The following is a 23,946-nucleotide window of genomic DNA, read 5'->3' on the forward strand; positions in this document are numbered from 1 at the left end:
GGGACCCGAGTGGTTCCGATGAACGACCTCTCTCGAGGGATCGCGAGGGATCGCGCCGCACTCGACGACGCCGCCGCGAGCGTCTTCGCGTCGGGATACGTCATCAGAGGCCCGCACCACAGCCGCTTCCAATCGGAGCTGGCCGAATATCTCGACGTCGCTCATGCGATCGGTGTCGCGTCAGGCACCGACGCGCTCGAGATCGCGATCAAGGCCGTTATGCCGGAAGGGTGCTCCACCGTGCTCACCGCCGCGAACGCGGGGGGCTACACCTCGGTCGCCGCACATCGCGCCGGGTTCTCGGTGCGGTACGCGGACGTCGATCCCGCGACGCTGTGCGTCGATCTCGAGACGGTGAAGGCGGCGCTGACCGACGACGTCGGGGTCGTCGTCGTCACACACCTCTACGGGCTGCTCACCGACATCGCCGCGCTCGTGGACCACTGCCACGCCCGAGGCGTCCTTGTCGTGGAAGACTGCGCCCAGGCGATCGGCGCGCGGCTGGACGGCCGCGCGGCCGGCACGTTCGGCGACGTCGCCGCGATCAGCTTCTACCCCACCAAGAACCTCGGTGCCCTGGGTGACGGTGGCGCGATCGTCACCGGGGACGAGGAGATCGCCGAGCGCGTGGCCACGCTGAGCCAGTACGGCTGGGCCGCCAAGTACCGCATCGAGACGCCGGGCGGCACCAACTCGCGGCTCGACGAGATCCAAGCGGCCTTCCTGATGGCGCGCCTTCCGCTGCTGGACGGGTTCAACGAACGCCGCAGGCAGATCATCAAGCGCTATCGGGCCGCAGCCTCAGGGGGGCCCGTCACGGTGCTCCCGGCGAGCGGTCCCCACCACGTCGGACACCTCGCCGCGGCGCTCACCTCGGATCGCAAGGCGGTGCGCGAGGCGCTCGCCGCCCGCGGCGTGCAGACCGACATCCACTTCCCCGTGCCCGACCATGCTCAGCCGGGCCTGGTCTCCCACGGGGAGGTGCTGCCGGTCACCGAGAGCATCGTCGATCAGGTGTTCTCGCTGCCGTGCTTCCCCGAGCTGACGGACGACGAAGTGCAGCACGTCTGCGACGCGATCTCCGAGCTGCGCTGACGCTCACCCGTTCCCGAGGAGCACATCACATGAGCAAGAACCCGCCCTTCATCCACCCGCAGGGGATCTGCGACAGCGCCGTCGTCGGCGACGGAACCACGATCTGGGCGTTTACCCACGTGCTCGCCGGCGCCGTGATCGGCAGCGACGTCAATCTCAACGATCACGTGTTCGTGGAGAACGACGTCGTGATCGGTGACCGCGTCACGGTCAAGTCCGGCGTGCAGCTCTGGGACGGCATCGAGCTGCAGGACGACGTGTTCATCGGGCCGAACGCGACGTTCACGAACGACCGCTTCCCGAGGAGCAAGCAGTACCCGGATTCCTTCCCCCGCACGGTCGTGGAACGACGCGCCTCGGTGGGCGGCGGCGCCGTCATCCTCCCCGGCATCCGGATTGGGGAGAGCGCGATGGTCGGGGCCGGGGCCGTCGTGACCCGAGACGTGCCGCCCTACGCCATCGTCGTCGGGAACCCCTCGCGGATCGTCGGCTACGCCGACACCCGTGACGCCCCGGCAGTCGGGACGAGTGCAGCGGAGGTCGACGAGCGTCAGGGCCTCCATCCGCTGCGTGTCGTCAACGACATGCGGGGATCGCTCATGGCGCTGGAGTTCGGCGCCGATCTGCCGTTCGTCCCGCAGCGCTTCTTCACCGTCTTCGACGTCCCGTCGCGCGATGTGCGGGGCGAGCACGCCCACCACGAGTGCGAGCAGTTCCTGGTCTGCCTGCGGGGGTCGGTGCGGGCCATCGTCGATGACGGGCAGACGCGGGAGGAGTATCTCCTCGACGGACCGGGAGCAGGTCTCCATCTGCCCGCCATGACCTGGGGAACGCAGTACGCGTACTCCCCGGACGCCCTCCTCGGCGTCTTCGCGTCGCTTCCCTACGACGACGCCGACTACATTCGCGACTACGCGGAGTTCACGGCGATCGCCGCTCGTCGCCGCGCCGCCGACGCGGCATCCGTTCAGGTCTGACATGACCAGGGGCGTTCCCGCGACGACGCAGCGGCGTCGAGCATGAAGCGCATCCTCCGCGCGGTCGTCCTGGTCGGTCTGAGCTCGGTGGCCGTCGTCCTGCTCGGCGCGGTGCGGCACAAACTCATCGCCGTCGGGGTCGGGGCGGACGGGATCGGAACGCTCGGGATCCTGACCTCGATCGTCAATCTGGGTGTCGTGATCTTCAGCCTCGGTCTCAACACCAGCGGCATCCAGGCCATCGCCGCGGCGGTCGACGACCCGTCCCTGTTCCCCCGGGTGCGAGCGGCCCTGCTGCGCGGATCCGGCTGGCTGGGAGCCGTCGGGGTGGCGACCGTGATCGCCGGGGGGCTCCTGTGGGGCCTCGTGTCCGGCGGAGAGGGCCCAGGGCTGCTGATCATCCTCGCCCTCGGTCTGACCGTGGGAGCGATGGTCGTCTCGGGCGCGCAGCTCGCGATGCTGAACGGGATCGGCCGGATCCGGGCGCTCGCGATCTGCAACAGCCTGGGCGCGGCGATCGGCACGGGGGCGACGGCGCTGTGTCTCGGCGTCTCGGACGACATCGCGCTCGTGGCCGCGCTCGCCGCCGCCCCGGTCGCCACCGCAGCGTGCACGTCGTGGTTCGTGTACCGGTCCCGCGAGCCGCAGAAGGCGCGCGTGGGCTTCCGCCTGTGGCGGTCCGAGTTCCGCGGCATGGCCACGCTCGGCGGCATGGTCATGGTCGGCCTCCTGGTCACCAACGGTGCGCAGCTCGTCGTCCGACTGTGGATCGAGAGCCGCCACGGACTCGCCGCCGCGGGCCACTTCCAGGCGTCCTGGACGATCACCACGCTGTACGTCGGCTTCGTCCTCACCGCGCTCGCCGCGGAGTACTTCCCTCGGATCAGCGGTGAGGCGAGTCAGACGCGCAGCCTGAATCGAAGCGTCGACATGCAGATCAGGATCGCGCTCCTGCTCGCAGGACCCGTGCTGCTGATCATGATCGTCCTGGCGCCGATCGTGCTGAACGTGCTCTACTCGCCGGAGTTCCTGTCCGCCGTCCCTCTGCTGCGGTGGCAGCTCGTCGGCGACGTCATGAAGATCGTCGGCTGGGCCATCGCCTTCCTCCTCCTCGCGCGCAGGGCGAGACTGTCGTTCCTCATCGGCGAGCTCTGCTTCAACGCCGTGTACCTCATCGGCGTCTTCCTGCTGCCGTCGACGAGCGCGCTCGAGGGGGTGGGCATCGCCTACATGCTCGCCTACACGGTCTACGTCGGGGTGCTCGTGCTCCTCGCGTACAAGGAGAGCCGCTTCCGCATGAGCGGAGGGTCCTGGCTGATCACGGGAGGGCTCTTCGCGACGGCGTTCGGGGTGAGAGCGGCGGCCCAGGAGGGCTCGCCGCTCGGCATCGCGCTGGCGGCATCCCTCACCGCAGGGGTCACCATCGGGGCGCTCCTGCTCCTGCTCCAAGCCAGACGGCGGGAGAAGCAGGAGGCCGAGGCGCACATCGCCGCAGAGGAAGTCGTGGACCGGGCGCGACCCGAGGGAACGGAGAAGGCCACGTGAACGAGCTGGACCGCCCGCGAGATGAGCTGCGGGCCAATCGAGCGGAGTTCGATCGCCTGATGGACCTCGCGGAGGCGGAGGTCGACCGGCACCGCCCAGATGCCGCCGCCGCTAGGCTCCAGTCCGCCGCCCGCTTCGCCTGGTTCAACCACCCCGGTGTCTTCCGGGACGAACGCTGGGAACGACTCGCCTCGCGCATCGCCGTGCCTGCCGGATCCGCCGCTGCCTCGGGCTTCCCGTCGACGACGGATCACGTGATCCACGTGGTCACCCAGGCGTACGAACTCGGTGGGCACACGCGCCTCATCGCGCGCTGGATCGAGAACGACGCGGCACGCATTCATTCCCTCGTCCTCACCGGCCAGCAGGGTCTGCCGGTCCCTCCGGGGCTCCTCGCCGCGGTCGCGAACTCGGGTGGACACGTCATGGACCTCGGGCACACGAGCAGCCTGGTCTCGCGCGCGCGGATGCTCGGAGCGCTGGCGTCGGGCGATGCCGGGGCGTTCGTGCTCCACACCCATCCGTACGACGTCGTCCCCTCCCTCGGCCTGCGGGGATCGACGACGAAGGTGGTGTTCCTCAACCACGCGGATCACGTCTTCAGCGCCGGGATCGAGGTCGCCGATGTCGTGGCGGACATCCGCCCTGCGGGGCAGCGGCTCAGCCGGGCCGCCCGCGGCGTCTCCGCGCGTGCCAGCGTCCTGGTCCCACTTCCTCTGGCGGCGGCACCCGTGGTGGACCGCGCCTCCGCCCGCGCGGCGCTGGGCATCGCCGCCGACAGCGTCGTCCTCCTCTCGATCGCCTCGGAGTACAAGTTCGGCGCAGCGGGCGAGGAGCATTTCGCCGCGGTGCACGCCGACCTCATAGCCAGGACGCCGAATGCCGAGCTGCTCGTCGTCGGCCCGTCGCCGGCGGGCGTCTGGGCGGAGCTGTCCGACCGGACCGGAGGGCGCGCTCGCGCTCTCGGGCCCCGCTCCGACATCGCCGAGATCTACGCGGCGGCGGACGTCTACCTCGATTCGATGCCGTTCTCCTCGCTGACGTCGCTCCTGGACGCCGCACTGAGGGGGGTGCCTGTGGTCGCCCTCACCCGACGGCGGACGCACACGGTCCTGAGCGCCGACGATCTGTCGTTCCAGGGGATGAGCACGGAGTTCCGCGAGCGGGAGGACTATCTCGCTCACCTCGAGCGGCTGCTCGGCGATCCCGAGTTCCGACGGACGAGCGGCATCGCGACGCGCGAGGTCGTCGAGCGACACCACATCGTCCCGCATTGGCTCGAGCACGTCGATGCCCTCATGGCCCGCCTCGAGGGGGACGACGCGGAGACGCAGACGGTCGACGTGCGGGACGACGTCGACCGCGAATGGCTCGACGCGGAGCTGGTGAGCTTCCAGATCGCCTCCCGGCTCTCCGAGCCGTCGTGGCTCGCGCAACTCAGAGACGCGCCGTACGCTCCGGTGGGGATGCGCCTGCGCGCGTTCGCCGCCGTCCCCCGCGGACACCGTCTGGGCTCGCTCACCTTCCTCCTCCCGGATGCGATGCGCTCTCGGGTGAAGCGGCTCGTCCGACGCTGACGGCCGCTGCGGTCGGTGGCGAAGTGGGGCGAGCGGCTCAGGGGCGGAGGACGGGCGTCGGCTTCGCCGCGCCGACGGCCTTTCGGCGCATGCGGATCATGGGGCGTTCGAGACCGAACCAGCTCAGCATCGCGACGGGAATCGTCAGGATCGTCGCGAGGAGTGCGAAAAGCAGAGGCGCCGAGTTCGCGCCGCCCCAGGTCGCGAGGAGTTGCTGCAGGGGGAACGCGTAGATGTAGACGCCGTACGAGATGTCGTTGCGCAGTGCCAGGCGCTCGTGGCTGACCAGACCGCCGACCGCGACGAGCAGGTACGCGAGCGCCGGACCGCCGAGCAGTCGATAGTCGGGCATCCACGCGGAGACGGTCACGAGGACCGCCGCCGTCGCGGCAGCCAGCCACGAGATCCGGATGCGGTCCTGGAACTGGGCGAGCACGCACCCCGAGAGGAACATCATCGAGAAGCGCAGGGCGGTGGTCACGTTGTCGCTTCCGACGACGTCGCCGAGGGCGAACGCGGACGCCAGCCAGACGGCGGCCAGGGCGGCGGAGGCCAGCCAGCGGTGCTTCCAGAGGCCGAGAACCCCGAGGCCCAGCACCGCGAGGTAGCAGAGAAACTCCCAGGCGAGGGTCCACAGGGAACCGTTCCACACGTCGGGATACGGCACGTCCTGGAGAGTGTCCTGGATCCCGAACTGGAAGATCCAGAGCCCCGCATTGTGCGCGACGTAGAGCGCATTGTCGGCGTGGAGCGAGGGAGGCGACCCCGCGAGCATCTGGCTCAGCGGCGCGAACACCACCGCCGTGGCCAGGAGGCAGACCCAGAACGCGGGAAAGATCCTCAGCGCGCGCGCGGCCAGGAAGGCCCCGACCCGCGGTGTGCGCTCCCAGCTGCGCAGGATGAGGAATCCTGAGACCGCGAAAAAACCGTCGACGAAGACGGCGCCCAAGAACTCCGCCGCCACCCCGTCGTACGGCTTTCCCGTCAACGCGGTGGAGTGCCAGACGATGACGCCGATCGCGAGCAGGAGCCGGATGAGGTTCAGGAGATTGGGGCGGCGTGGGGCGTATGCATCCGCGATGATCACCAGACGAGCATACGGGTGGTCACCACAGGCGTCGGGAATCGATATTCTGCTTTCACAGCATGAAACGGCTGAGCGTGCCAAGAGAGGACTCAGGGCACTCGTCGTTTCCGATCGACGGCGATGGGCGCCGGATGCGGCCGGTGCGACTCCTCACGGGTCGTCAGACCAGGGGGAGTGAGCAGTTGGCGTATGCAACGACGGGTAGTCGCAAAGGGGTCGGCCGGCGTTGGCCACGGCGATACGCGCTCCGGCTACGATTCACGGACGCCATCGTGCTCGCCACGACGCTCACGGTCTATTTCCTCCTCGCCTTCGCATTGGGCGAGCCGCTCAGCACGGTCTCCTGGCCGGGCGACCTCGAGATCCCTTATGCGATCGTGCTGCCCGTCATCGGTCTGATCTGGATGTTCGCGCTCGATGCTGCCGACAGCCTCGACGACCACGTCATCGGCCACGGCACCACCGAGTACGACCGCGTCTTCCGTGCGACGCTCGCGGCATGCGCCCTCGTCATCGCCGTGGCGTTCTTCTTCCGCCTCGATCTTGCGCGGGTGATCTTCCTCGTGGTCTTCCCGGTGGGGCTGGTCCTGCTGGTGCTCACACGATGGATGTGGCGCCAATGGCTGCGTGGACGTCAGCGCTCAGGCCAGTACGAGTACCGCACCGTCGTGATCGGTGAGACCCGCAAGGCGGAGCACATCATCAAGACGCTGAACGGTGCGGACGGGACCGGGATGAAGGTCATCGGCGTCCTCACGGAGCGGGCGAGCGGGATGATGGTCGACGGCGTCCCGGTGCTGGGCGAATTCGCGGAGCTCGAACGCGTCGCCGTACAGCTCGACGTCGACACTGTCGTCTTCGCCGGCGCCGACCAGATGTCCCCGAAGACCATCCGGCGCATCGGGTGGAACATGGCGGATCTCGACATCGACTGGATCGTGGTCCCCTCGCTCACCGACGTCGCCGGCCCTCGCATCCACTCGCGCCCTGTCGCCGGGCTCCCGCTCGTGCACGTCTCGTTCCCGCGGCTCGACGGTGCACGTCGATTCCTCAAACGCGGATTCGACGTCGTCGGATCCGCGGCGCTCTTCCTCCTCCTCTCGCCGGTCCTGCTCGCCGTGGCGGCGGCGGTCAGGTTCACCAGTCCCGGTCCCGTGCTGTACGGCCAGGAGCGCATCGGCCGCAACGGAGTCCCGTTCCGGATGCTCAAGTTCCGTTCGATGGTGACCGACGCGGACGAACGCCTCGCGGAGCTGCTGGAGGCCCAGGGGCGCAGTGACCAGCCGCTGTTCAAGATCGAGGATGACCCCCGCATCACTCCGGTAGGACGATTCATCCGCAAGTACTCGCTCGATGAGCTTCCGCAGCTCTTCAATGTGCTCCGCGGTGAGATGAGCCTCGTCGGGCCGCGGCCGCAGCGCGAGGCGGAGGTGGCCCTCTACGACCACGCCGCGCATCGGCGCTTGATGGTCAAGCCGGGGATGAGCGGACTCTGGCAGGTGAGCGGGCGGTCCACCCTCTCCTGGGAGGATACGATCCGGCTCGATCTCTACTACGTCGAGAACTGGTCGTTCATGCAGGACATCGTCATCCTCTTCCGCACGGTCAAGGCTGTGACGGCCCCGGGGGCGTCCGCGCACTGATCAGCGTCCTGCAAGGGACGAGACGTTACTATCGGGCGAACCTAAGGAGCACATCATCAGCAGTCATCACCGTCCTCGGACCCGACGGGAAGCTCGCATGGCGGCGGCCGCAGAGGAAGCGGGCAAGGGGCTGACGGAACCGAGAACGGGCCGCAAGACGGGCGACGGTTCGCCGGTGCGCAAGCGGCGGCGGTGGCCCTGGATCGTCTTCCCGATTCTCGGCCTGCTCCTCATCGTCGCGGTGATGGGCGGGATCTTCGTGCTGCAGGCGCTCACGGTCCGAGACAACCTCCAGGCGGCGAAGGGACAGATCTCCCAGGTCGTGCCGCTGGTCAAGGCCGGTGACACCGAGGGCGTGCAGAAGGTCGCAGACGAGGTGCTCGCCCTCACGACGGAGTCGAACGACATCGTCGGCAACCCCTTGTGGCAGCTGGCGGGCGCCGTGCCGTTCGTCGGCGAGAACGTCTCCGCCGTCGGCCAGACGACCATGGCCACGCACGTGCTGGTCCGAGACGCAATGCCCATTGCCCTCGATCTGCTCGCCAAGACCGACGTCAAGAATCTGATGGTCGAAGGCGGAGGCATCAACCTTCAACCGCTCCGAGACATGCAGCCGCAGCTGCCGGCATTGCGCACCGCGTTCGACGAGGCGAAGGCGCACGTCGATCAGATCGATCGCGAGGCGATTCTGCCGTTCGTTGACGAGAACATCGGCCAGCTCGTCGACATCGTCGACCAGGCGGTGCCGATGCTCGGCCTGGCGGAGAAGTACCTTCCGAACGTGCTCGGCGTCCTCGGCGACGGGGGAGTGCGCACCTACGCGATCCTGTTCCAGAACAACGCTGAGAGCCGCGCGACTGGGGGGAACCCCGGTGCCGCCGCGATCCTGACCGTGGCAGACGGGCGAGTGCAGATGCGGGTCGACGCCGATGTCGCCCGATTCCTGCTGGAGGGCCGCGGAGGCGACTTCAGTCAGCAGATCGACCCTCCCGAGAAGGCCCAGCTGTTCGAGAAGGACACCTGGCGCTACACGCAGAACTTCACGCGCACCCCCGACTTCAGTGACACCGCCACGATGGTGTCCGGGCTCTGGACCGACACGACGGGGGAGACCCTCGACGGCGTCTTTTCGCTCGACCCGGTCATCCTCTCGTATATGTTGTCCGTCGCGGGGCCGGTCACCCTCGAAGGCGAGACCGAGCCGATCACGGCCGACAACGCAGTCTCACTGCTGCTGTTCGACACGTACGAACGGTTCGGGACCGATGCTGTGGCGTCTGATGCGTACTTCGCCAAGGCGACCGCCGGCATCTTCTCCCGGATCATGGGGGGCGGCTGGGACCCGCTGGCGATGATCGACCAGGTCCGCAAGGGGATGGACGAGCAGCGCCTGTACCTCTGGTTCGCTGACCCGGGACAGCAGGCCATGGCAGTGGAGTTCGGCCTTGAGGGAACCGTCACAGCGTCGAACGACGAGATGACGCAACTCGGGATCTACCTGAACAACGCCTCTTACTCGAAACTCGAGTACTTCCTCTCCACCTCCATAGCGGTCACCTGTTCCGCAGAGGATCGCACGGTCACGACGTCCATCACGATGAACAACGCGGTGCCGACGCCCGACTTGAACGGCTGGACTCTCGCCTGGCGCAACCAGAGCCTCGGTTACCCCCGCACCACGATGCTGTTCGATGTGCTCTCCTTCGCACTGCCCGGCGGGACGCTGGTTTCGACTGACCCCGCGGCGGGCGATCGCGATGACCAGTGGGATCGCGACGGCATCTACAACGGCCGCCACGGCAAGAGCCTGTTCATCGCGATCCCCATGGGAGAGTCGCGCACCGTGTCGTTCACCTCGACGGTGCCGGAGGGTGCTTCGGCGCCGCTCTCGGTGCGCTACACGCCGACCGTTACGCAGACGCCGGTGACGATCGATCCGGGCTGCGAGGGCATGTTCGCACCTGCTGCGGAGTGAGCGGATCCGAGCGCGACACGCCCGGGTTTGCGCAAGTGAAATCAGCCGTGGCAGAATAGACAGGTTCGATATTCCGTCGCCGCTGTGCGCGCGAGGGATCACTGCCAGGGCAGTGCATAGACGGTGCCCCCTCCGGGACGGTGCAGGGTTCTAGGCCGCGGGTAGCAGAACACAACCCCGACACCCCTCTACATGAAGGGTTCTGCCGTGCGCGGCGGAAGGTCGGCATCCGGTCGCTTCACGGCGTCCGGCTGACAGAAGAACAGTGGTGCAGCAGATCGACTCGCAAGAGCCGTTCTCGTGCCGAGGCGCGAACAGCGCCGACGTGCGTCCAATGCCCCAGGGCCACCCGGTCCCGGACGGTAAGACGCTTAAAGAGAGAGAGCAGACAATGGCGGGACAGAAGATCCGCATTCGCCTGAAGTCGTATGACCACGAGGTCATCGACACGTCCGCACGCAAGATCGTCGACACCGTGACCCGTGCGGGCGCAACCGTCGTCGGCCCCGTGCCCCTTCCGACCGAGAAGAACGTCGTGTGCGTCATCCGGTCGCCGCACAAGTACAAGGACAGCCGCGAGCACTTCGAGATGCGCACCCACAAGCGTCTGATCGACATCGTCGACCCGACGCCCAAGGCCGTCGACTCGCTGATGCGTCTCGACCTGCCGGCCGATGTCAACATCGAGATCAAGCTCTGAGGTTCGACATGGCTGACATCAACTCCAAGGTTTCCAAGGGCATGCTGGGCACGAAGCTCGGCATGACCCAGGTGTGGAACGAGAGCGGCAAGCTCGTTCCCGTCACCGTCATCGAGCTGGCACCCAACGTGGTCACCCAGGTCCGCACGCCCGAGAAGGACGGCTACAACGCCGTGCAGATCGCGTACGGCCAGATCGACCCCCGCAAGGTGAACAAGCCGCTCTCCGCCCACTTCGAGGCAGCAGGCGTCACGCCGCGTCGTCACGTCACCGAGATCCGCACCGCGGACGCCGGCGACTACAACCTGGGCCAGGAGCTCACGGTCGACGGCACCTTCGAGGCCGGCCAGCTCGTCGACGTCGTCGGCACGAGCAAGGGCAAGGGCTTCGCCGGTGTCATGAAGCGTCACAACTTCAAGGGTGTCTCGGCTTCGCACGGTTCGCACCGCAACCACCGCAAGCCCGGCTCCATCGGCGCATCGTCGACCCCGAGCCGCGTCTTCAAGGGCATGCGCATGGCCGGCCGTATGGGTGGCGAGCGCGTGACCGTCCTCAACCTCACGGTGCACTCCATCGACATCGAGAAGGGACTCATGCTCGTCAAGGGCGCCGTCCCCGGTGCTCGTGGCCGCATCGTCTATGTCCGCAACGCAGTGAAGGGTGCCTGATCATGGCTGACTCCACTCTCGCGCTCGACGTCCTCAAGGCAGACGGCAAGAAGGCAGGCTCGATCGAGCTTCCCGCCGCGCTGTTCGACGCCAAGACGAACATCCCGCTCATCCACCAGGTCGTCGTCGCGCAGCTCGCGGCGGCTCGCCAGGGCACGCACTCGACCAAGCGTCGTGGCGAGGTCTCCGGTGCCGGCCGCAAGCCCTTCAAGCAGAAGGGCACGGGTAACGCCCGTCAGGGTTCCATCCGCGCGCCGCACATGACCGGTGGTGGCATCGTGCACGGCCCCAAGCCGCGCGACTACTCGCAGCGCACCCCCAAGAAGATGATCGCCGCCGCCCTGCTGGGCGCGCTCAGCGACCGCTTCCGCGGTGACCGCATCCACGCCATCGAGTCCTTCGGGATCGACGGCACGCCTTCGACCAAGACCGCGGTGAACTTCCTCACCAACGTCGTCTCGTCGAAGAACGTGCTCGTCGTGATCGAGCGCAACGACGATGTGACGCTGAAGAGCATCCGCAATCTGTCGAACCTGCACGTGCTGACGTTCGACCAGCTCAACGCATACGACGTGCTCGTCTCCGACGACATCGTCTTCACCCAGGCCGCGCTCGAGGGCTTCATCGCCTCCAAGTCCGGCGCCAACCAGGAGGTCTCCGCATGAGCGAGCAGGCATCTGTTCTCCAGACGGCCCTGAACAAGGACCCGCGCGACATCATCCTGAAGCCGGTTGTGTCCGAGAAGAGCTACGGTCTCATCGATGAAGGCAAGTACACCTTCCTCGTCGACCCGCGCGCTTCGAAGACCGAGATCAAGCTCGCCATCGAGAAGATCTTCGGCGTCAAGGTCGCAGGGGTCAACACCCTCAACCGCGTCGGCAAGGCTCGTCGCACCCGCTTCGGCACCGGCAAGCGCAAGGACACCAAGCGCGCCATCGTCACCCTGAAGTCGGGCACCATCGACATCTTCACGGCAATCGGCTGATCCGGGGGATAAGGACAATAATGGCTATTCGCAAGTACAAGCCCACGACCCCGGGCCGTCGCGGCTCGTCGGTGGCTGACTTCGCCGAGATCACTCGATCGACGCCGGAGAAGTCGCTGCTGCGCCCGCTCTCGAAGACCGGTGGTCGCAACAACCAGGGCCGCATCACGACCCGTCACATCGGTGGTGGCCACAAGCGCCAGTACCGCGTCATCGACTTCCGTCGTAACGACAAGGACGGCGTCAACGCCAAGGTCGCTCACATCGAGTACGACCCCAACCGCACCGCGCGGATCGCGCTGCTGCACTACTTCGACGGTGAGAAGCGCTACATCCTCGCTCCGGCGAAGCTGAAGCAGGGCGACATCGTCGAGTCGGGTGCCGGGGCTGACATCAAGCCGGGTAACAACCTCCCGCTGAAGAACATCCCCACGGGTACCGTGATCCACGCGATCGAGCTCCGCCCCGGCGGCGGCGCGAAGATGGCACGTTCGGCCGGCGCGTCCGTCCGTCTCGTCGCCAAGGACGGCCCCTACGCCCAGCTGCGTCTGCCCTCGGGCGAGATCCGCAACGTCGATGCGCGCTGCCGCGCGACCATCGGCGAGGTCGGCAACGCCGAGCAGTCGAACATCAACTGGGGCAAGGCCGGCCGCATGCGCTGGAAGGGCGTCCGCCCGACCGTGCGTGGTGTCGCGATGAACCCGGTCGACCACCCGCACGGTGGTGGTGAGGGTAAGACCTCTGGTGGTCGTCACCCCGTCTCCCCCTGGGGCCAGGCTGAGGGTCGTACCCGTCACGCCAACAAGGAAAGCGACAAGTACATCGTGCGTCGTCGTAACGCCGGCAAGAAGCGTAAGTAGGAGTAAGAGAAGATGCCTCGCAGTCTTAAGAAGGGCCCCTTCGTCGACGATCACCTGCTTCGCAAGGTGGTCGTGCAGAACGAAGCCGGCACCAAGAACGTCATCAAGACCTGGTCCCGTCGGTCCATGATCATCCCGGCCATGCTGGGTCACACGATCGCGGTCCACGACGGACGCAAGCACATCCCTGTGTTCGTGTCCGAGACCATGGTCGGTCACAAGCTGGGCGAGTTCGCGCCCACCCGCACCTTCCGCGGCCACGAGAAGGACGACAAGAAGGGGCGGCGCCGCTAATGGTCGAATCGATCGCACGCGTGAAGCACATTCGCGTGACCCCTCAGAAGGCTCGTCGTGTCGTCGCGCTCATCAAGGGCAAGCAGGCCCAGGAGGCTCTGGCGATCCTGAAGTTCGCTCAGCAGTCCGCCAGTGAGCCGATCTACAAGCTCGTCGCGTCGGCCATGGCCAACGCGCAGGTGAAGGCAGATCGCGACGGCGAGTTCCTCGACGAGAAGGACCTGTACGTGGCCAACGCGTACGTCGATGAGGGCACCACGCTCAAGCGTTTCCAGCCCCGTGCACAGGGTCGCGCTTTCCAGATCAAGAAGCGCACGAGCCACATCACGGTCGTGCTCTCGACGCCTGAGGTGGCTCCGGCCGCCGCGGGCGACAGCAACAAGAAGGCGAGCAAGTAATGGGACAGAAGGTAAACCCGTACGGCTTCCGTCTCGGCATCACGACGGACCACGTCTCGCGTTGGTTCTCTGACTCGACGAAGCCGGGTCAGCGCTACGCCGACTACGTCGCCGAAGACATCAAGATCCGTAACCTGCTCAAGACGCAGCTCGACCGCGCCGGTGTCTCGAACATCGAGATCGAGCGCACCCGTGACCGCGTCCGCGTCGACATCCACACCGCCCGACCGGGCATCGTGATCGGTCGTCGTGGAGCCGAGGCCGAGCGCATCCGCGGCGACCTCGAGAAGCTCTCGGGCAAGCAGATCCAGCTGAACATCCTCGAGGTCAAGAACCCCGAGGCCGATGCACAGCTCGTCGCACAGGGCATCGCCGAGCAGCTCTCTGCTCGTGTGGCGTTCCGTCGTGCGATGCGCAAGGGTCTGCAGGGCGCTCAGCGCGCCGGCGCCAAGGGCATCCGCATCCAGGTCTCCGGCCGCCTCGGCGGCGCCGAGATGAGCCGTTCGGAGTTCTACCGTGAGGGTCGTGTGCCGCTGCACACGCTGCGCGCGAACATCGACTACGGCTTCTACGAGGCGAAGACCACCTTCGGCCGCATCGGCGTGAAGGTCTGGATCTACAAGGGCGACCTGACCGCGAAGGAGCTCGCTCGCGAGCAGGCCAACGCACCCAAGGCTCGTCGTGACGACCGTGGTGGCGACCGCCGCCGTGCCCCGCGCAACGAGGCACCTGTCGCAGAAGGAGCGTCGGCATAATGCTCATCCCCCGTAAGGTCAAGTTCCGCAAGCAGCACCACCCGGGTCGCTCGGGTCAGGCCACCGGCGGCACGAAGGTCTCCTTCGGCGAGTACGGTATCCAGGCCCTCACGCCCGCTTACGTGACGAACCGTCAGATCGAGTCCGCTCGTATCGCGATGACCCGTCACATCAAGCGTGGTGGAAAGGTGTGGATCAACATCTACCCCGACCGTCCGCTCACGAAGAAGCCGGCCGAAACCCGCATGGGTTCCGGTAAGGGTTCCCCCGAGTGGTGGGTCGCCAACGTCAAGCCGGGCCGTGTCCTCTTCGAGGTCGCGGGTGTCGACGAGGAGCTCGCTCGCGAAGCTCTGACCCGTGCAATTCACAAGCTGCCGCTCAAGGCACGCATCATCAAGCGCGAGGAGGGCGACGCGTAATGGCGATCGGCACCAAGGAGCTCGCCCCGGCAGAGCTCGACACATTCGAAGACCAGCGCCTCGTCGAGGAGCTGCGCAAGGCCAAGGAGGAGCTGTTCAACCTCCGTTTCCAGTCGGCCACCGGCCAGCTGGAGAGCCACGGCCGCATCCGCGCCGTCAAGCGCGACATCGCGCGCCTCTACACCGTGATCCGCGAACGCGAGCTGGGCATCCGTGCGACGCCCGCTCCGGTCGAGGCTCCGGCGAAGAAGGCGACCAAGTCGAAGGCGAAGAAGGCGGACTCCGCCGACGACGCCGTGAAGGAAGAGGCTGAGTGATGGCCACCAAGAAGGAAGCGACTGCGGAGACGCAGGCCGCAGGACACGAGTCGTCCGAGCACGACGTCCGCGACTCCGCTGCCCGCGGTTACCGCAAGGCACGCCGCGGCTACGTCGTCAGCGACAAGATGGACAAGACCATCGTGGTCGAGGTCGAGGACCGCGTGAAGCACCCGCTTTACGGCAAGGTCATCCGCCGCACCTCGAAGGTCAAGGCGCACGATGAGGCGAACTCCGCCGGCATCGGCGACCTGGTCCTGATCAACGAGACCCGCCCGCTGAGCGCCACGAAGCGCTGGCGTCTGGTGGAGATTCTGGAGAAGGCCAAGTGATCCAGCAGGAATCCCGACTCAAGGTCGCCGACAACACCGGCGCCAAGGAGCTGCTCACCATCCGCGTTCTCGGTGGCTCGAAGCGCCGTTACGCGGGCCTCGGCGACACCATCGTCGCGACCGTCAAGGACGCGATCCCCGGTGGAAACGTCAAGAAGGGCGACGTCGTCAAGGCGGTCATCGTCCGCACCAAGAAGGAGGTCCGTCGTCCGGACGGCTCCTACATCAAGTTCGACGAGAACGCCGCAGTGATCCTGAAGAACGACGGGGAGCCCCGCGGCACCCGTATCTTCGGGCCGGTCGGTCGTGAGCTTCGCGACAAGAAGTTCATGAAGATCGTCTCGCTGGCGCCGGAGGTCATCTAATCATGGCGAAGATCAAGAAGGGTGACCTGGTTCAGGTCATCACCGGTGCCACGCAGGAGCGTGGCGGCGACCGTGGCAAGCAGGGCAAGGTCCTGGATGTCCTCGCCGACAAGAACCGCGTGATCGTCGAAGGCGTGAACTACGTCACCAAGCACACCCGCGTCGGCCAGACGCAGCGTGGCACCAAGACCGGAGGCATCGAGACCGTCGAAGCCTCCATCCACATCTCGAACGTCGCACTCGTCGACCCCTCGACCAAGAAGCCGACCAAGGTCGGCCACCGGGTCGAGGAGCAGACGAAGGACGGCGTGAAGCGCACCGTCCGTGTGCGCTACGCGAAGAAGAGCGGTAAGGACCTCTGATGAGCACCGACACTGCCGCGCCGGCTGGCAAGATCCAGCCGCGCCTGAAGCAGAAGTACAACACCGAGATCAAGAAGGCTCTGCAGGAAGAGTTCGGCTACGCGAACGTCATGCAGATCCCCGGACTGGTCAAGGTCGTCGTGAACACCGGTGTCGGCGAGGCAGCTCGCGACAGCAAGGTGATCGATGGCGCGGTCGACGATCTCACCAAGATCACCGGCCAGAAGCCGATCGTCACGAAGGCTCGCAAGTCCATCGCGCAGTTCAAGCTGCGCGAGGGACAGGCCATCGGCGCGCACGTCACCCTCCGTGGTGACCGCGCGTGGGAGTTCGTGGATCGCCTCGTCTCGCTCGCACTGCCCCGTATCCGCGACTTCCGCGGTCTCTCGGGCAAGCAGTTCGACGGCAACGGCAACTACACCTTCGGTCTCCAGGAGCAGAGCGTGTTCCACGAGATCGATCAGGACAAGATCGACCGGGTTCGCGGTTTCGACATCACCGTCGTCACCACCGCGAAGACGGATGACGAGGGTCGGGCACTGCTCCGCCACCTCGGCTTCCCGTTCCGCTCGGAAGACGCACAGGCGTAACACCCTCGACGGGCTCAGTGGTCTCGTGTCACTGAGCCCGTCGATGTGCACGTACAATTGAAAATTGCGTGTCATCGCAGGCCGTCTGTCGTGTAACGGCAGCCGGAACCTCATGAACAAAGGAAAACAACAATGACAATGACAGACCCGGTCGCAGATCTGCTGACCCGTCTGCGCAACGCGAACTCGGCGCACCACGATTCCGTGACCCTGCCGTCGAGCAAGCTCAAGACGCACATCGCTCAGATCCTCCAGCAGGAGGGCTACATCGCCGGCTGGGAGACCTCTGACGCCCGCGTCGGACAGAACCTCACGCTGACGCTCAAGTACGGTCCCAACCGTGAGCGCTCCATCGCTGGCATCAAGCGCGTCTCGAAGCCCGGTCTCCGTGTTTACGCGAAGTCGACCGAGCTCCCCACGGTCCTCGGCGGCCTTGGCGTGGCGATCCTGTCCACCTCCTCCGGTCTTCTCACCGACCGTCAGGCAGAGCAGAAGGGCGTGGGCGGAGAAGTTCTCGCCTACGTGTGGTAATTCGAAATGTCGCGTATTGGACGACTTCCCATCGACGTTCCTGCGGGCGTGACCGTTTCGGTCAACGGCCGTGAGGTCGCGGTGAAGGGCCCCAAGGGTGAGCTCACCCTCACGGTGGCCAGCCCCATCGAGGTCGCGGTCGAGGAGAACCAGGTTCTGGTCTCCCGTCCCGACGACGAGCGCGAGTCGCGGTCGCTTCACGGCCTGACCCGCACGCTCATCAACAACAACATCATCGGCGTGACCCAGGGCTACACCAAGGGTCTCGAGGTCGTCGGTACCGGTTACCGCGTGCAGCAGAAGGGCAGCTCGGTCGAGTTCGCCCTCGGCTTCTCGCACCCGGTCCTGATCGACCCGCCCGCCGGCATCACGCTCACGGTCGAGGGCACCACGAAGCTCACCGTCAGCGGGATCGACAAGCAGGCTGTCGGCGAGGCAGCTGCCAACATCCGCAAGATCCGCAAGCCCGAGCCGTACAAGGGCAAGGGTGTGCGCTACGCCGGCGAGAACGTGCGTCGCAAGGCCGGAAAGAGTGGTAAGTAACCATGGCTCTCAAGTCAAAGTCTGACGCCCGCGCGCGTCGTCACGCCCGCCTTCGCAAGAAGGTCGTCGGCACCGAGGCGCGTCCGCGTCTCGTCGTCAACCGCTCGGCCCGCCACGTCTTCGTGCAGCTGGTCGACGACAGCAAGGGTCACACCGTTGCGTCGGCTTCGACGCTCGAGACCGACCTGCGCTCGCTCGAGGGTGACAAGACCGCCAAGGCCCGCAAGGTCGGCGAGCTCCTCGCCGAGCGTGCGAAGGCTGCCGGCGTTTCCGAGGCAGTGTTCGACCGTGGCGGCAACCGCTACGCCGGTCGTGTCGCCGCCATCGCCGACGGCGCCCGCGAGGGGGGTCTGGCACTGTGAGTGACAACAAGGAGAACGAAGTGACCGAAGCGGCTGCTGCCACTTCCGAGACGGCTGCCGGCACCACGCAGGCCGAGCCGGCTCGCGACTCGCGTGACGGCCGCCGCGGCGGCCGTGGCGACCGCAACCAGGGTGGCGGTCGTGACCGCAACTCCCGTGACCGCGGCGACAACCAGTTCCTGGAGCGCGTCGTCACCATCAACCGCGTCTCGAAGGTCGTGAAGGGTGGTCGTCGCTTCAGCTTCACCGCCCTCGTGGTCGTCGGTGACGGCAACGGTCTGGTCGGTGTCGGCTACGGCAAGGCCCGCGAGGTCCCTCTGGCGATCTCGAAGGGTGTCGAAGAGGCCAAGCGCAACTTCTTCCGCGTTCCGCGCGTCGGCAGCACCATCCCGCACCCCGTGCAGGGTGAGGCGGCCGCCGGTGTGGTCCTGCTCCGTCCGGCTGCCGCCGGTACCGGTGTCATCGCCGGTGGTCCGGTCCGCGCCGTGCTCGAGTGCGCCGGTATCCACGACGTGCTGTCGAAGTCGCTCGGCTCGTCGAACACGATCAACATCGTGCACGCGACGGTCACCGCCCTGAAGCAGCTCGAGGAGCCCCGTGCGGTCGCCGCACGTCGTGGCCTCGAGTTCGACCAGGTTGCCCCTGCGCGTCTCGTGCGCGCCGAGGCAGACGCCATCGCCGCACAGAAGGTAGGTGCCTGATGGCCGCGCGACTGAAGGTCACGCAGATCAAGTCCAAGGTGAGCGAGAAGCAGAACCAGCGCGACACGCTGCGCAGCCTCGGTCTGAAGCGGATCGGTGACACCACCGTCCGCCCCGACGACGCGCAGACGCGCGGTTACGTCAAGACCGTCGCCCACCTCGTCAAGGTTGAGGAGATCGACTAATGGCCGAGAAGAACGAGGCCGTCGAGGCTGAGAAGGCCCCGAAGAAGGCTGCGGCTCCCAAGGCTGCCGCCGAGAAGAAGCCGGCTGCGAAGAAGGCTCCGGCCAAGACCGCTGCCGCCGACGCCAAGGCTGAGGGCGCTGTCAAGAAGCCTGCCGCCAAGAAGGCGACGCCGGCGAAGGATGCTCCGGCATCCCGCCCCGGCGTGCTGAAGGTGCACCACCTGCGTCCGGTCCCCGGATCCAACACCGCCAAGACTCGCGTCGGCCGTGGTGAGGGTTCCAAGGGTAAGACCGCTGGTCGTGGAACCAAGGGCACCAAGGCGCGCAACACGGTTCGCGTCGGCTTCGAGGGTGGGCAGATGCCGCTGCACATGCGCACCCCGAAGCTGCGCGGGTTCAAGAACCCGTTCCGCGTGGAGTACCAGGTCGTGAACCTGGAGAAGCTCGCGGAGCTGTACCCGAAGGGTGGCGACGTCACCGTCGGCGACCTGGTCGCCAAGGGTGCCGTTCGCAAGAACGAGAAGGTCAAGGTTCTCGGAAACGGCGACATCGCCGTGAAGCTCACCGTTTCGGTCGACAAGGTCTCGGGTTCTGCCGAGCAGAAGATCGTCGCGGCCGGCGGATCCGTCAAGTAACCGCACAGCAAGAGGGGCCGGAGATTCTCCGGCCCCTCTTGTGGTTTCACACTCCGAGACCTTGCTCTGGGGCCGCATCCGGCGGGCCTGGTATCGGTGGCGAATTCCGGGAAGCCCGGTTTGCGTTACCCTGGTCTTTCAGCCGTCCTTCGGGAATCGGCAACCTTTTCAGGAGGAACGTCCTTGTTTAGCGCCATCGCGCGGATCTTCCGCACCCCAGACCTGCGGCGGAAGATCGGTTTCACTCTCGCCATCGTCGCGATCTACCGACTCGGCTCCAACGTCCCGGCTCCGTTCGTGGACTTCCCGAACGTCGAGGAGTGTCTCGCCGCCAACGCCGGCACCGATGGGCTGCTCGGGCTGGTCAACCTGTTCTCCGGTGGTGCACTGCTGCAGCTGTCGATCTTCGCGCTCGGTGTCATGCCGTACATCACCGCGACGATCATCACGCAGCTCCTGCGCGTGGTCATCCCGCACTTCGAGGCGCTGCACAAGGAAGGACAGGCCGGTCAGGCCCGTCTGACGCAGTACACGCGTTACCTCACTATCGCCCTCGCGCTGCTGCAGTCGACGACTCTCGTCACGGTGGCGCGCAGCGGCCAGCTCTTCGGAACCACCGACCTCGCGGCCTGCCAGCAGCTTCTGACGAACGACGTGTGGTGGGCGCAGCTGCTCATCATCATGGCGATGACGGCCGGTACCGGTCTGATCATGTGGTTCGCAGAGCTCGTCACCGAGCGCGGCATCGGCAACGGCATGTCGCTGCTCATCTTCACCTCGATCGCCGCGACGTTCCCCGGCGCCATGGGTCTGATCTGGCAGACCAAGGGCTTCGAGGTCTTCCTGCTCGTGCTGCTGGTCGGGATCATCGTGATGGGGCTCGTCGTGTTCGTCGAGCAATCCCAGCGACGGATCCCCGTGCAGTACGCCAAGCGCATGGTCGGTCGACGCACCTACGGCGGCACGAACACCTACATCCCGATCAAGGTGAACATGGCGGGTGTGATCCCCGTGATCTTCGCCTCGTCGCTGCTGTACATCCCAGCCCTCATCGCGCAGTTCAACACCCCGCAGGACGGATCCACTCCGGCCGCCTGGGTGACCTGGATCACGACGAACTTCACGACCGGCAACAGCCCCGTGTACATGGCGGCCTACTTCCTGCTGATCATCGGGTTCACCTACTTCTACGTGGCGATCACCTTCAACCCGGTCGAGGTCGCCGACAACATGAAGAAGTACGGCGGGTTCATCCCCGGCATCCGTGCGGGGCGTCCGACGGCCGAGTACCTCGACTACGTGCTCACCCGTATCACGCTCCCCGGCTCCCTCTACCTCGGTCTGATCGCGCTCATCCCGCTCATCGCCCTGGCCACCGTCGGCGCCAACCAGAACTTCCCGTTCGGCGGCGCCTCGATCCTCATCATCGTCGGTGTGGGTCTCGAGACGGTCAAGCAGATCGATGCGCAGCTGCAGCAGCGACACTACGAAGGGCTCCTCCGATGACAGCTTCCGCACGTCTTCTCATCGTCGGCCCGCAGGGCTCGGGCAAAGGCACGCAGGGCGTGCGGATCGCCGAGTCCTACGGCATCCCGGTCGTGTCGACCGGCGACATCTTCCGCGCGAACATCAAGGAGGGAACGCCGCTCGGCCAGCAGGTCACGGCGATCCTCGACAAGGGTGACCTCGTTCCGGATGAGCTGACCAGCGAGATCGTGCGCGACCGTCTGTCGCAGGAGGACGCAGCGCAGGGTTTCCTCCTCGACGGCTACCCGCGCAACACCACACAGGTCGACCACCTCGAGTCGTTCCTCTCCGAACGGGGTGAGGCGCTCGACGCCGTCATCCTCCTCGACGTGCCCCGCGAGGAGAGCCTGGAGCGTCTGACGCTCCGTGCGACCGAGCAGGGACGCTCCGACGACACCCCCGAGGCCATCGGTCACCGTCTCGACATCTACGAGAACGAGACCGCCCCGATCCTTGAGGTCTACGGCGCCAAGGGCATCGTCGACCGCATCGACGGCGTCGGCTCGCTCGACGAGATCACCGAGCGCATCGCACAGGCTCTGGCCGCGCGCGGCCTGCGTCCCGCGGTCTCCACCTCCTGAGATGTTCCGCCGGTCGATCTACAAGACCCCGGCTCAGTTGCGGGCCATGGTGGAGCCCGGCCTGATCACGGCAGCGGCACTGGACGCCGTCCGCCCGCTGATCAAGGCCGGGGTCACCACCCTCGAACTCGACACCGTGGCGAACCGCACCATCCTCGCCCGCGGCGCCGAGTCGAATTTCCAGCTGGTGCGCGGCTACCACCACACGACCTGCATCTCGGTGAACGAGCAGGTCGTGCACGGGATCCCGGGGGAGCGGGTGCTCCAACCGGGAGACATCGTGTCGGTCGACTGCGGTGCGCAGTTCCACGGGTGGAACGGCGACAGCGCCATCACGGTCGTCGTGCCCGACCCGGAGCGCCCGGAGCTCGTCGCCCAGCGCGAAGAGCTCTCCCGCGTCACCGAGGGGTCGATGTGGGCCGGGATCGCCGCCATGGCCTCGGTCTCGTCCATCGACGAGATCGGTGCGGCCATCCAGGACTACATCGAGGCTCAGGGGCCCTCAGCGGTCTCGGGCGAGCCCTACGGCATCCTGCGCGAGTACGTGGGTCACGGCATCGGGCGCAAGATGCACGAGGCCCCCAGCGTCTTCAACTACCGCACGCCCGATCGTGGCGAAGACGTGAAGCCCGGTCTGGTGCTCGCGATCGAGCCCATGGTCACCGCCGGCGGAGATGCGACCTTCATCGAGGAGGACGACTGGACCGTCACGACGGTGGACGGTACGGACGGCTCCCATTGGGAACATAGCGTCGCCCTGCATGATGGGGGTATCTGGGTGCTCACCGCGCCCGATGGAGGAAGAGCCGGACTCGCCCCGTTCGGGGTAGAGCCTCGAGAGATCGGAAAGTAATGGCAGCGGCGAAGAGCAACACCAACTGGTTCGCGATCGGCGTCTCGATCGCCGTCGTCGTGGTGCTGGTGGCGATCGGCGGTCTCGTGGTGTTCCTCAACAACCAGGCCACCGCGCCCGGTGCGACGCCCAAGGCCAACGACACGTTCAACTCCGAGACCGGGGCGATCTCGTTCGGGGACGGCGAAGACACGATTGCGGTGTTCGTCGACTTCCAGTGCCCGGTCTGCAAGACCTTCGAGGACCAGTTCGGTGGACAGCTGGAGGCTGCGGCCGCCGACGGTCGTATCACCCTCGAGTACCACCCCATCGCGATCCTCGACCGGTTCTCGCAGGGGACCGAGTACTCGTCGCGCTCGGCCGGTGCCGCGGTGTGCGTCGCCGAGTCGAACCCGGAGCTGTACCTCGACTTCGCCAAGACACTGTTCGAGAACCAGCCCGCGGAGAACACCTCGGGTCTCACCAACGACCAGCTCGCGGGCTTCGCGACGCAGGTCGGCGCAGACGACGCCGTGTCGTGCATCACCGATGAGACGTACCGCAAGTTCGGGGCAGCCCAGGCGAAGTCGCACGAGATCGCGGGAACGCCGACGGTCGAGATCAACGGAACGCGCCTCAACCTGCAGGACCAGGCCGACCTCAAGAAGTTCACCGACCTGATCAGCTGAGCCCGCTGCTCGTCCGCCGCGCGCGGTCGAGTTGCCGGATGGCTCCGGAGCGTCTAACATAGATCTTTGGTGCTTTGTGCCTCGATTCGGCGTGTCCGTCGGCGCAGTACCGCAATCCCATCACCCACCGCAGATCGACCGATCTGCAGAAGCGTCAGCGAGGCTATGGCTAAGAAAGACGGTGTCATCGAGATCGAGGGCGTGATCTCCGAGGCTCTGCCCAACGCGATGTTCCGCGTTGAGCTCAGCAACGGACACAAGGTCCTTGCAACGATCTCCGGCAAGATGCGGCAGAACTACATCCGCATCATCCCCGAGGACCGCGTGGTCGTGGAGCTCAGCCCCTACGACCTCACCCGCGGCCGTATCGTCTACCGCTACCGCTGATCGGTCGAGAAGTAACGGCCTGCCCCTGC

32 protein-coding genes are annotated in these 23,946 nt (G+C 66.5%); 31 read left to right on the top strand and 1 reads right to left on the bottom strand.

Annotated elements, in window-relative coordinates:
- Positions 1-18: 18 nt before the first annotated feature.
- The 4 genes from AAY78_RS08090 to AAY78_RS08105 are packed head-to-tail and all read left to right on the top strand — an operon-like array spanning position 19 to position 5,194.
- A complete protein-coding gene (locus tag AAY78_RS08090) occupies positions 19-1,095 on the top strand; it encodes a DegT/DnrJ/EryC1/StrS family aminotransferase (RefSeq protein ID WP_046747813.1) in 1,077 nt (358 codons plus the stop codon).
- Between the two features lie 29 nt (positions 1,096-1,124).
- Positions 1,125-2,072, top strand: a complete 948-nt coding sequence (locus AAY78_RS20170; RefSeq protein WP_046747814.1) for a WxcM-like domain-containing protein — start codon at positions 1,125-1,127, stop codon at positions 2,070-2,072.
- 42 nt (positions 2,073-2,114) lie between these two features.
- On the top strand, positions 2,115-3,617 hold the full coding sequence (locus AAY78_RS08100) for an oligosaccharide flippase family protein (protein WP_046747815.1): 1,503 nt from the start codon (positions 2,115-2,117) through the stop codon (positions 3,615-3,617).
- A complete protein-coding gene (locus tag AAY78_RS08105) occupies positions 3,614-5,194 on the top strand; it encodes a glycosyltransferase (RefSeq protein WP_046747816.1) in 1,581 nt (526 codons plus the stop codon). The genes AAY78_RS08100 and AAY78_RS08105 overlap by 4 nt, the downstream gene beginning before the upstream one ends.
- 37 nt (positions 5,195-5,231) lie before the next feature.
- Here the strand turns inward: AAY78_RS08105 and AAY78_RS08110 are convergent, their stop codons facing one another.
- Positions 5,232-6,281, bottom strand: coding sequence for an acyltransferase family protein (locus AAY78_RS08110; RefSeq protein ID WP_046747817.1), 1,050 nt, complete (start codon positions 6,279-6,281; stop codon positions 5,232-5,234).
- A gap of 272 nt (positions 6,282-6,553) precedes the next feature.
- Between AAY78_RS08110 and AAY78_RS08115 the strand changes: the two genes are divergently transcribed.
- The 27 genes from AAY78_RS08115 (at position 6,554) to infA (ending at position 23,917) form a co-directional block, all read left to right on the top strand.
- On the top strand, positions 6,554-7,924 hold the full coding sequence (locus tag AAY78_RS08115; RefSeq protein WP_231589684.1) for a sugar transferase: 1,371 nt from the start codon (positions 6,554-6,556) through the stop codon (positions 7,922-7,924).
- A 97-nt stretch (positions 7,925-8,021) separates the two neighbouring features.
- Positions 8,022-9,899: a DUF4012 domain-containing protein gene (locus AAY78_RS08120; protein ID WP_046747819.1), complete on the top strand. Its 1,878-nt coding sequence runs from the start codon at positions 8,022-8,024 to the stop codon at positions 9,897-9,899.
- A 391-nt stretch (positions 9,900-10,290) separates the two neighbouring features.
- Positions 10,291-10,599: a 30S ribosomal protein S10 gene (gene rpsJ / locus AAY78_RS08125; protein WP_017201594.1), complete on the top strand. Its 309-nt coding sequence runs from the start codon at positions 10,291-10,293 to the stop codon at positions 10,597-10,599.
- Positions 10,600-10,607: 8 nt separating this feature from the next.
- Positions 10,608-11,267: a 50S ribosomal protein L3 gene (rplC, locus tag AAY78_RS08130; RefSeq protein ID WP_021201123.1), complete on the top strand. Its 660-nt coding sequence runs from the start codon at positions 10,608-10,610 to the stop codon at positions 11,265-11,267.
- 2 nt (positions 11,268-11,269) lie between these two features.
- Positions 11,270-11,932: a 50S ribosomal protein L4 gene (rplD, locus tag AAY78_RS08135; RefSeq protein ID WP_021201122.1), complete on the top strand. Its 663-nt coding sequence runs from the start codon at positions 11,270-11,272 to the stop codon at positions 11,930-11,932.
- The gene (rplW, locus tag AAY78_RS08140) at positions 11,929-12,252 is read left to right on the top strand and encodes a 50S ribosomal protein L23 (protein WP_017829206.1); all 324 of its coding nucleotides are present in this window, start codon (positions 11,929-11,931) and stop codon (positions 12,250-12,252) included. Before rplD ends, rplW begins: the two co-directional genes overlap by 4 nt.
- Before the next feature lie 20 nt (positions 12,253-12,272).
- Positions 12,273-13,112: a 50S ribosomal protein L2 gene (gene rplB, locus AAY78_RS08145; protein ID WP_017201590.1), complete on the top strand. Its 840-nt coding sequence runs from the start codon at positions 12,273-12,275 to the stop codon at positions 13,110-13,112.
- 12 nt (positions 13,113-13,124) lie between these two features.
- Entirely contained in the window at positions 13,125-13,406 is a 282-nt protein-coding gene (gene rpsS, locus AAY78_RS08150; RefSeq protein WP_017829205.1) for a 30S ribosomal protein S19, read from the top strand.
- Positions 13,406-13,804, top strand: coding sequence for a 50S ribosomal protein L22 (gene rplV, locus AAY78_RS08155; protein WP_045264641.1), 399 nt, complete (start codon positions 13,406-13,408; stop codon positions 13,802-13,804). The genes rpsS and rplV overlap by 1 nt, the downstream gene beginning before the upstream one ends.
- On the top strand, positions 13,804-14,559 hold the full coding sequence (gene rpsC, locus AAY78_RS08160; RefSeq protein ID WP_017201587.1) for a 30S ribosomal protein S3: 756 nt from the start codon (positions 13,804-13,806) through the stop codon (positions 14,557-14,559). Before rplV ends, rpsC begins: the two co-directional genes overlap by 1 nt.
- Positions 14,559-14,978, top strand: coding sequence for a 50S ribosomal protein L16 (rplP, locus tag AAY78_RS08165; protein WP_017829203.1), 420 nt, complete (start codon positions 14,559-14,561; stop codon positions 14,976-14,978). The genes rpsC and rplP overlap by 1 nt, the downstream gene beginning before the upstream one ends.
- Positions 14,978-15,295: a 50S ribosomal protein L29 gene (rpmC, locus tag AAY78_RS20175; RefSeq protein WP_017829202.1), complete on the top strand. Its 318-nt coding sequence runs from the start codon at positions 14,978-14,980 to the stop codon at positions 15,293-15,295. The genes rplP and rpmC overlap by 1 nt, the downstream gene beginning before the upstream one ends.
- Positions 15,295-15,627 carry a 30S ribosomal protein S17 gene (gene rpsQ / locus AAY78_RS20180; RefSeq protein WP_046747820.1) on the top strand — a complete coding sequence of 111 codons (333 nt, stop codon included), beginning with the start codon at positions 15,295-15,297 and terminating at the stop codon, positions 15,625-15,627. The genes rpmC and rpsQ overlap by 1 nt, the downstream gene beginning before the upstream one ends.
- Entirely contained in the window at positions 15,624-15,992 is a 369-nt protein-coding gene (gene rplN / locus AAY78_RS08180; protein ID WP_017201583.1) for a 50S ribosomal protein L14, read from the top strand. The genes rpsQ and rplN overlap by 4 nt, the downstream gene beginning before the upstream one ends.
- Before the next feature lie 2 nt (positions 15,993-15,994).
- Positions 15,995-16,354 (top strand): 50S ribosomal protein L24, encoded by a 360-nt coding sequence (gene rplX, locus AAY78_RS08185; protein ID WP_045264644.1) that lies wholly within the window; start codon positions 15,995-15,997, stop codon positions 16,352-16,354.
- The gene (rplE, locus tag AAY78_RS08190; protein ID WP_045264645.1) at positions 16,354-16,944 is read left to right on the top strand and encodes a 50S ribosomal protein L5; all 591 of its coding nucleotides are present in this window, start codon (positions 16,354-16,356) and stop codon (positions 16,942-16,944) included. Before rplX ends, rplE begins: the two co-directional genes overlap by 1 nt.
- Positions 16,945-17,076: 132 nt before the next feature.
- Positions 17,077-17,475, top strand: a complete 399-nt coding sequence (gene rpsH, locus AAY78_RS08195; protein WP_021201117.1) for a 30S ribosomal protein S8 — start codon at positions 17,077-17,079, stop codon at positions 17,473-17,475.
- Positions 17,476-17,481: 6 nt separating this feature from the next.
- Entirely contained in the window at positions 17,482-18,018 is a 537-nt protein-coding gene (rplF, locus tag AAY78_RS08200) for a 50S ribosomal protein L6 (RefSeq protein ID WP_045264646.1), read from the top strand.
- Between the two features lie 2 nt (positions 18,019-18,020).
- A complete protein-coding gene (gene rplR / locus AAY78_RS08205; protein WP_017201578.1) occupies positions 18,021-18,380 on the top strand; it encodes a 50S ribosomal protein L18 in 360 nt (119 codons plus the stop codon).
- A gap of 20 nt (positions 18,381-18,400) precedes the next feature.
- Positions 18,401-19,081 carry a 30S ribosomal protein S5 gene (gene rpsE, locus AAY78_RS08210; protein ID WP_269430495.1) on the top strand — a complete coding sequence of 227 codons (681 nt, stop codon included), beginning with the start codon at positions 18,401-18,403 and terminating at the stop codon, positions 19,079-19,081.
- Complete coding sequence (rpmD, locus tag AAY78_RS08215) at positions 19,081-19,266, top strand: 50S ribosomal protein L30 (protein ID WP_017201575.1); 186 nt, start codon at positions 19,081-19,083, stop codon at positions 19,264-19,266. Before rpsE ends, rpmD begins: the two co-directional genes overlap by 1 nt.
- Positions 19,266-19,901: a 50S ribosomal protein L15 gene (gene rplO / locus AAY78_RS08220; RefSeq protein ID WP_052748701.1), complete on the top strand. Its 636-nt coding sequence runs from the start codon at positions 19,266-19,268 to the stop codon at positions 19,899-19,901. The genes rpmD and rplO overlap by 1 nt, the downstream gene beginning before the upstream one ends.
- A 183-nt stretch (positions 19,902-20,084) precedes the next feature.
- Entirely contained in the window at positions 20,085-21,407 is a 1,323-nt protein-coding gene (secY, locus tag AAY78_RS08225) for a preprotein translocase subunit SecY (protein WP_046747821.1), read from the top strand.
- Entirely contained in the window at positions 21,404-22,009 is a 606-nt protein-coding gene (locus AAY78_RS08230) for an adenylate kinase (protein ID WP_046747822.1), read from the top strand. Before secY ends, AAY78_RS08230 begins: the two co-directional genes overlap by 4 nt.
- 1 nt (position 22,010) lies before the next feature.
- Positions 22,011-22,862, top strand: coding sequence for a type I methionyl aminopeptidase (gene map / locus AAY78_RS08235; RefSeq protein ID WP_046747823.1), 852 nt, complete (start codon positions 22,011-22,013; stop codon positions 22,860-22,862).
- Positions 22,862-23,530: a DsbA family protein gene (locus AAY78_RS08240; protein WP_046747824.1), complete on the top strand. Its 669-nt coding sequence runs from the start codon at positions 22,862-22,864 to the stop codon at positions 23,528-23,530. Before map ends, AAY78_RS08240 begins: the two co-directional genes overlap by 1 nt.
- Positions 23,531-23,695: 165 nt before the next feature.
- Complete coding sequence (gene infA, locus AAY78_RS08245; protein ID WP_017201569.1) at positions 23,696-23,917, top strand: translation initiation factor IF-1; 222 nt, start codon at positions 23,696-23,698, stop codon at positions 23,915-23,917.
- Positions 23,918-23,946 lie beyond the last annotated feature (29 nt).

This window comes from Microbacterium sp. Ag1 (assembly GCF_001005635.1).
In the GTDB taxonomy this organism is placed as follows: domain Bacteria; phylum Actinomycetota; class Actinomycetes; order Actinomycetales; family Microbacteriaceae; genus Microbacterium; species Microbacterium oxydans.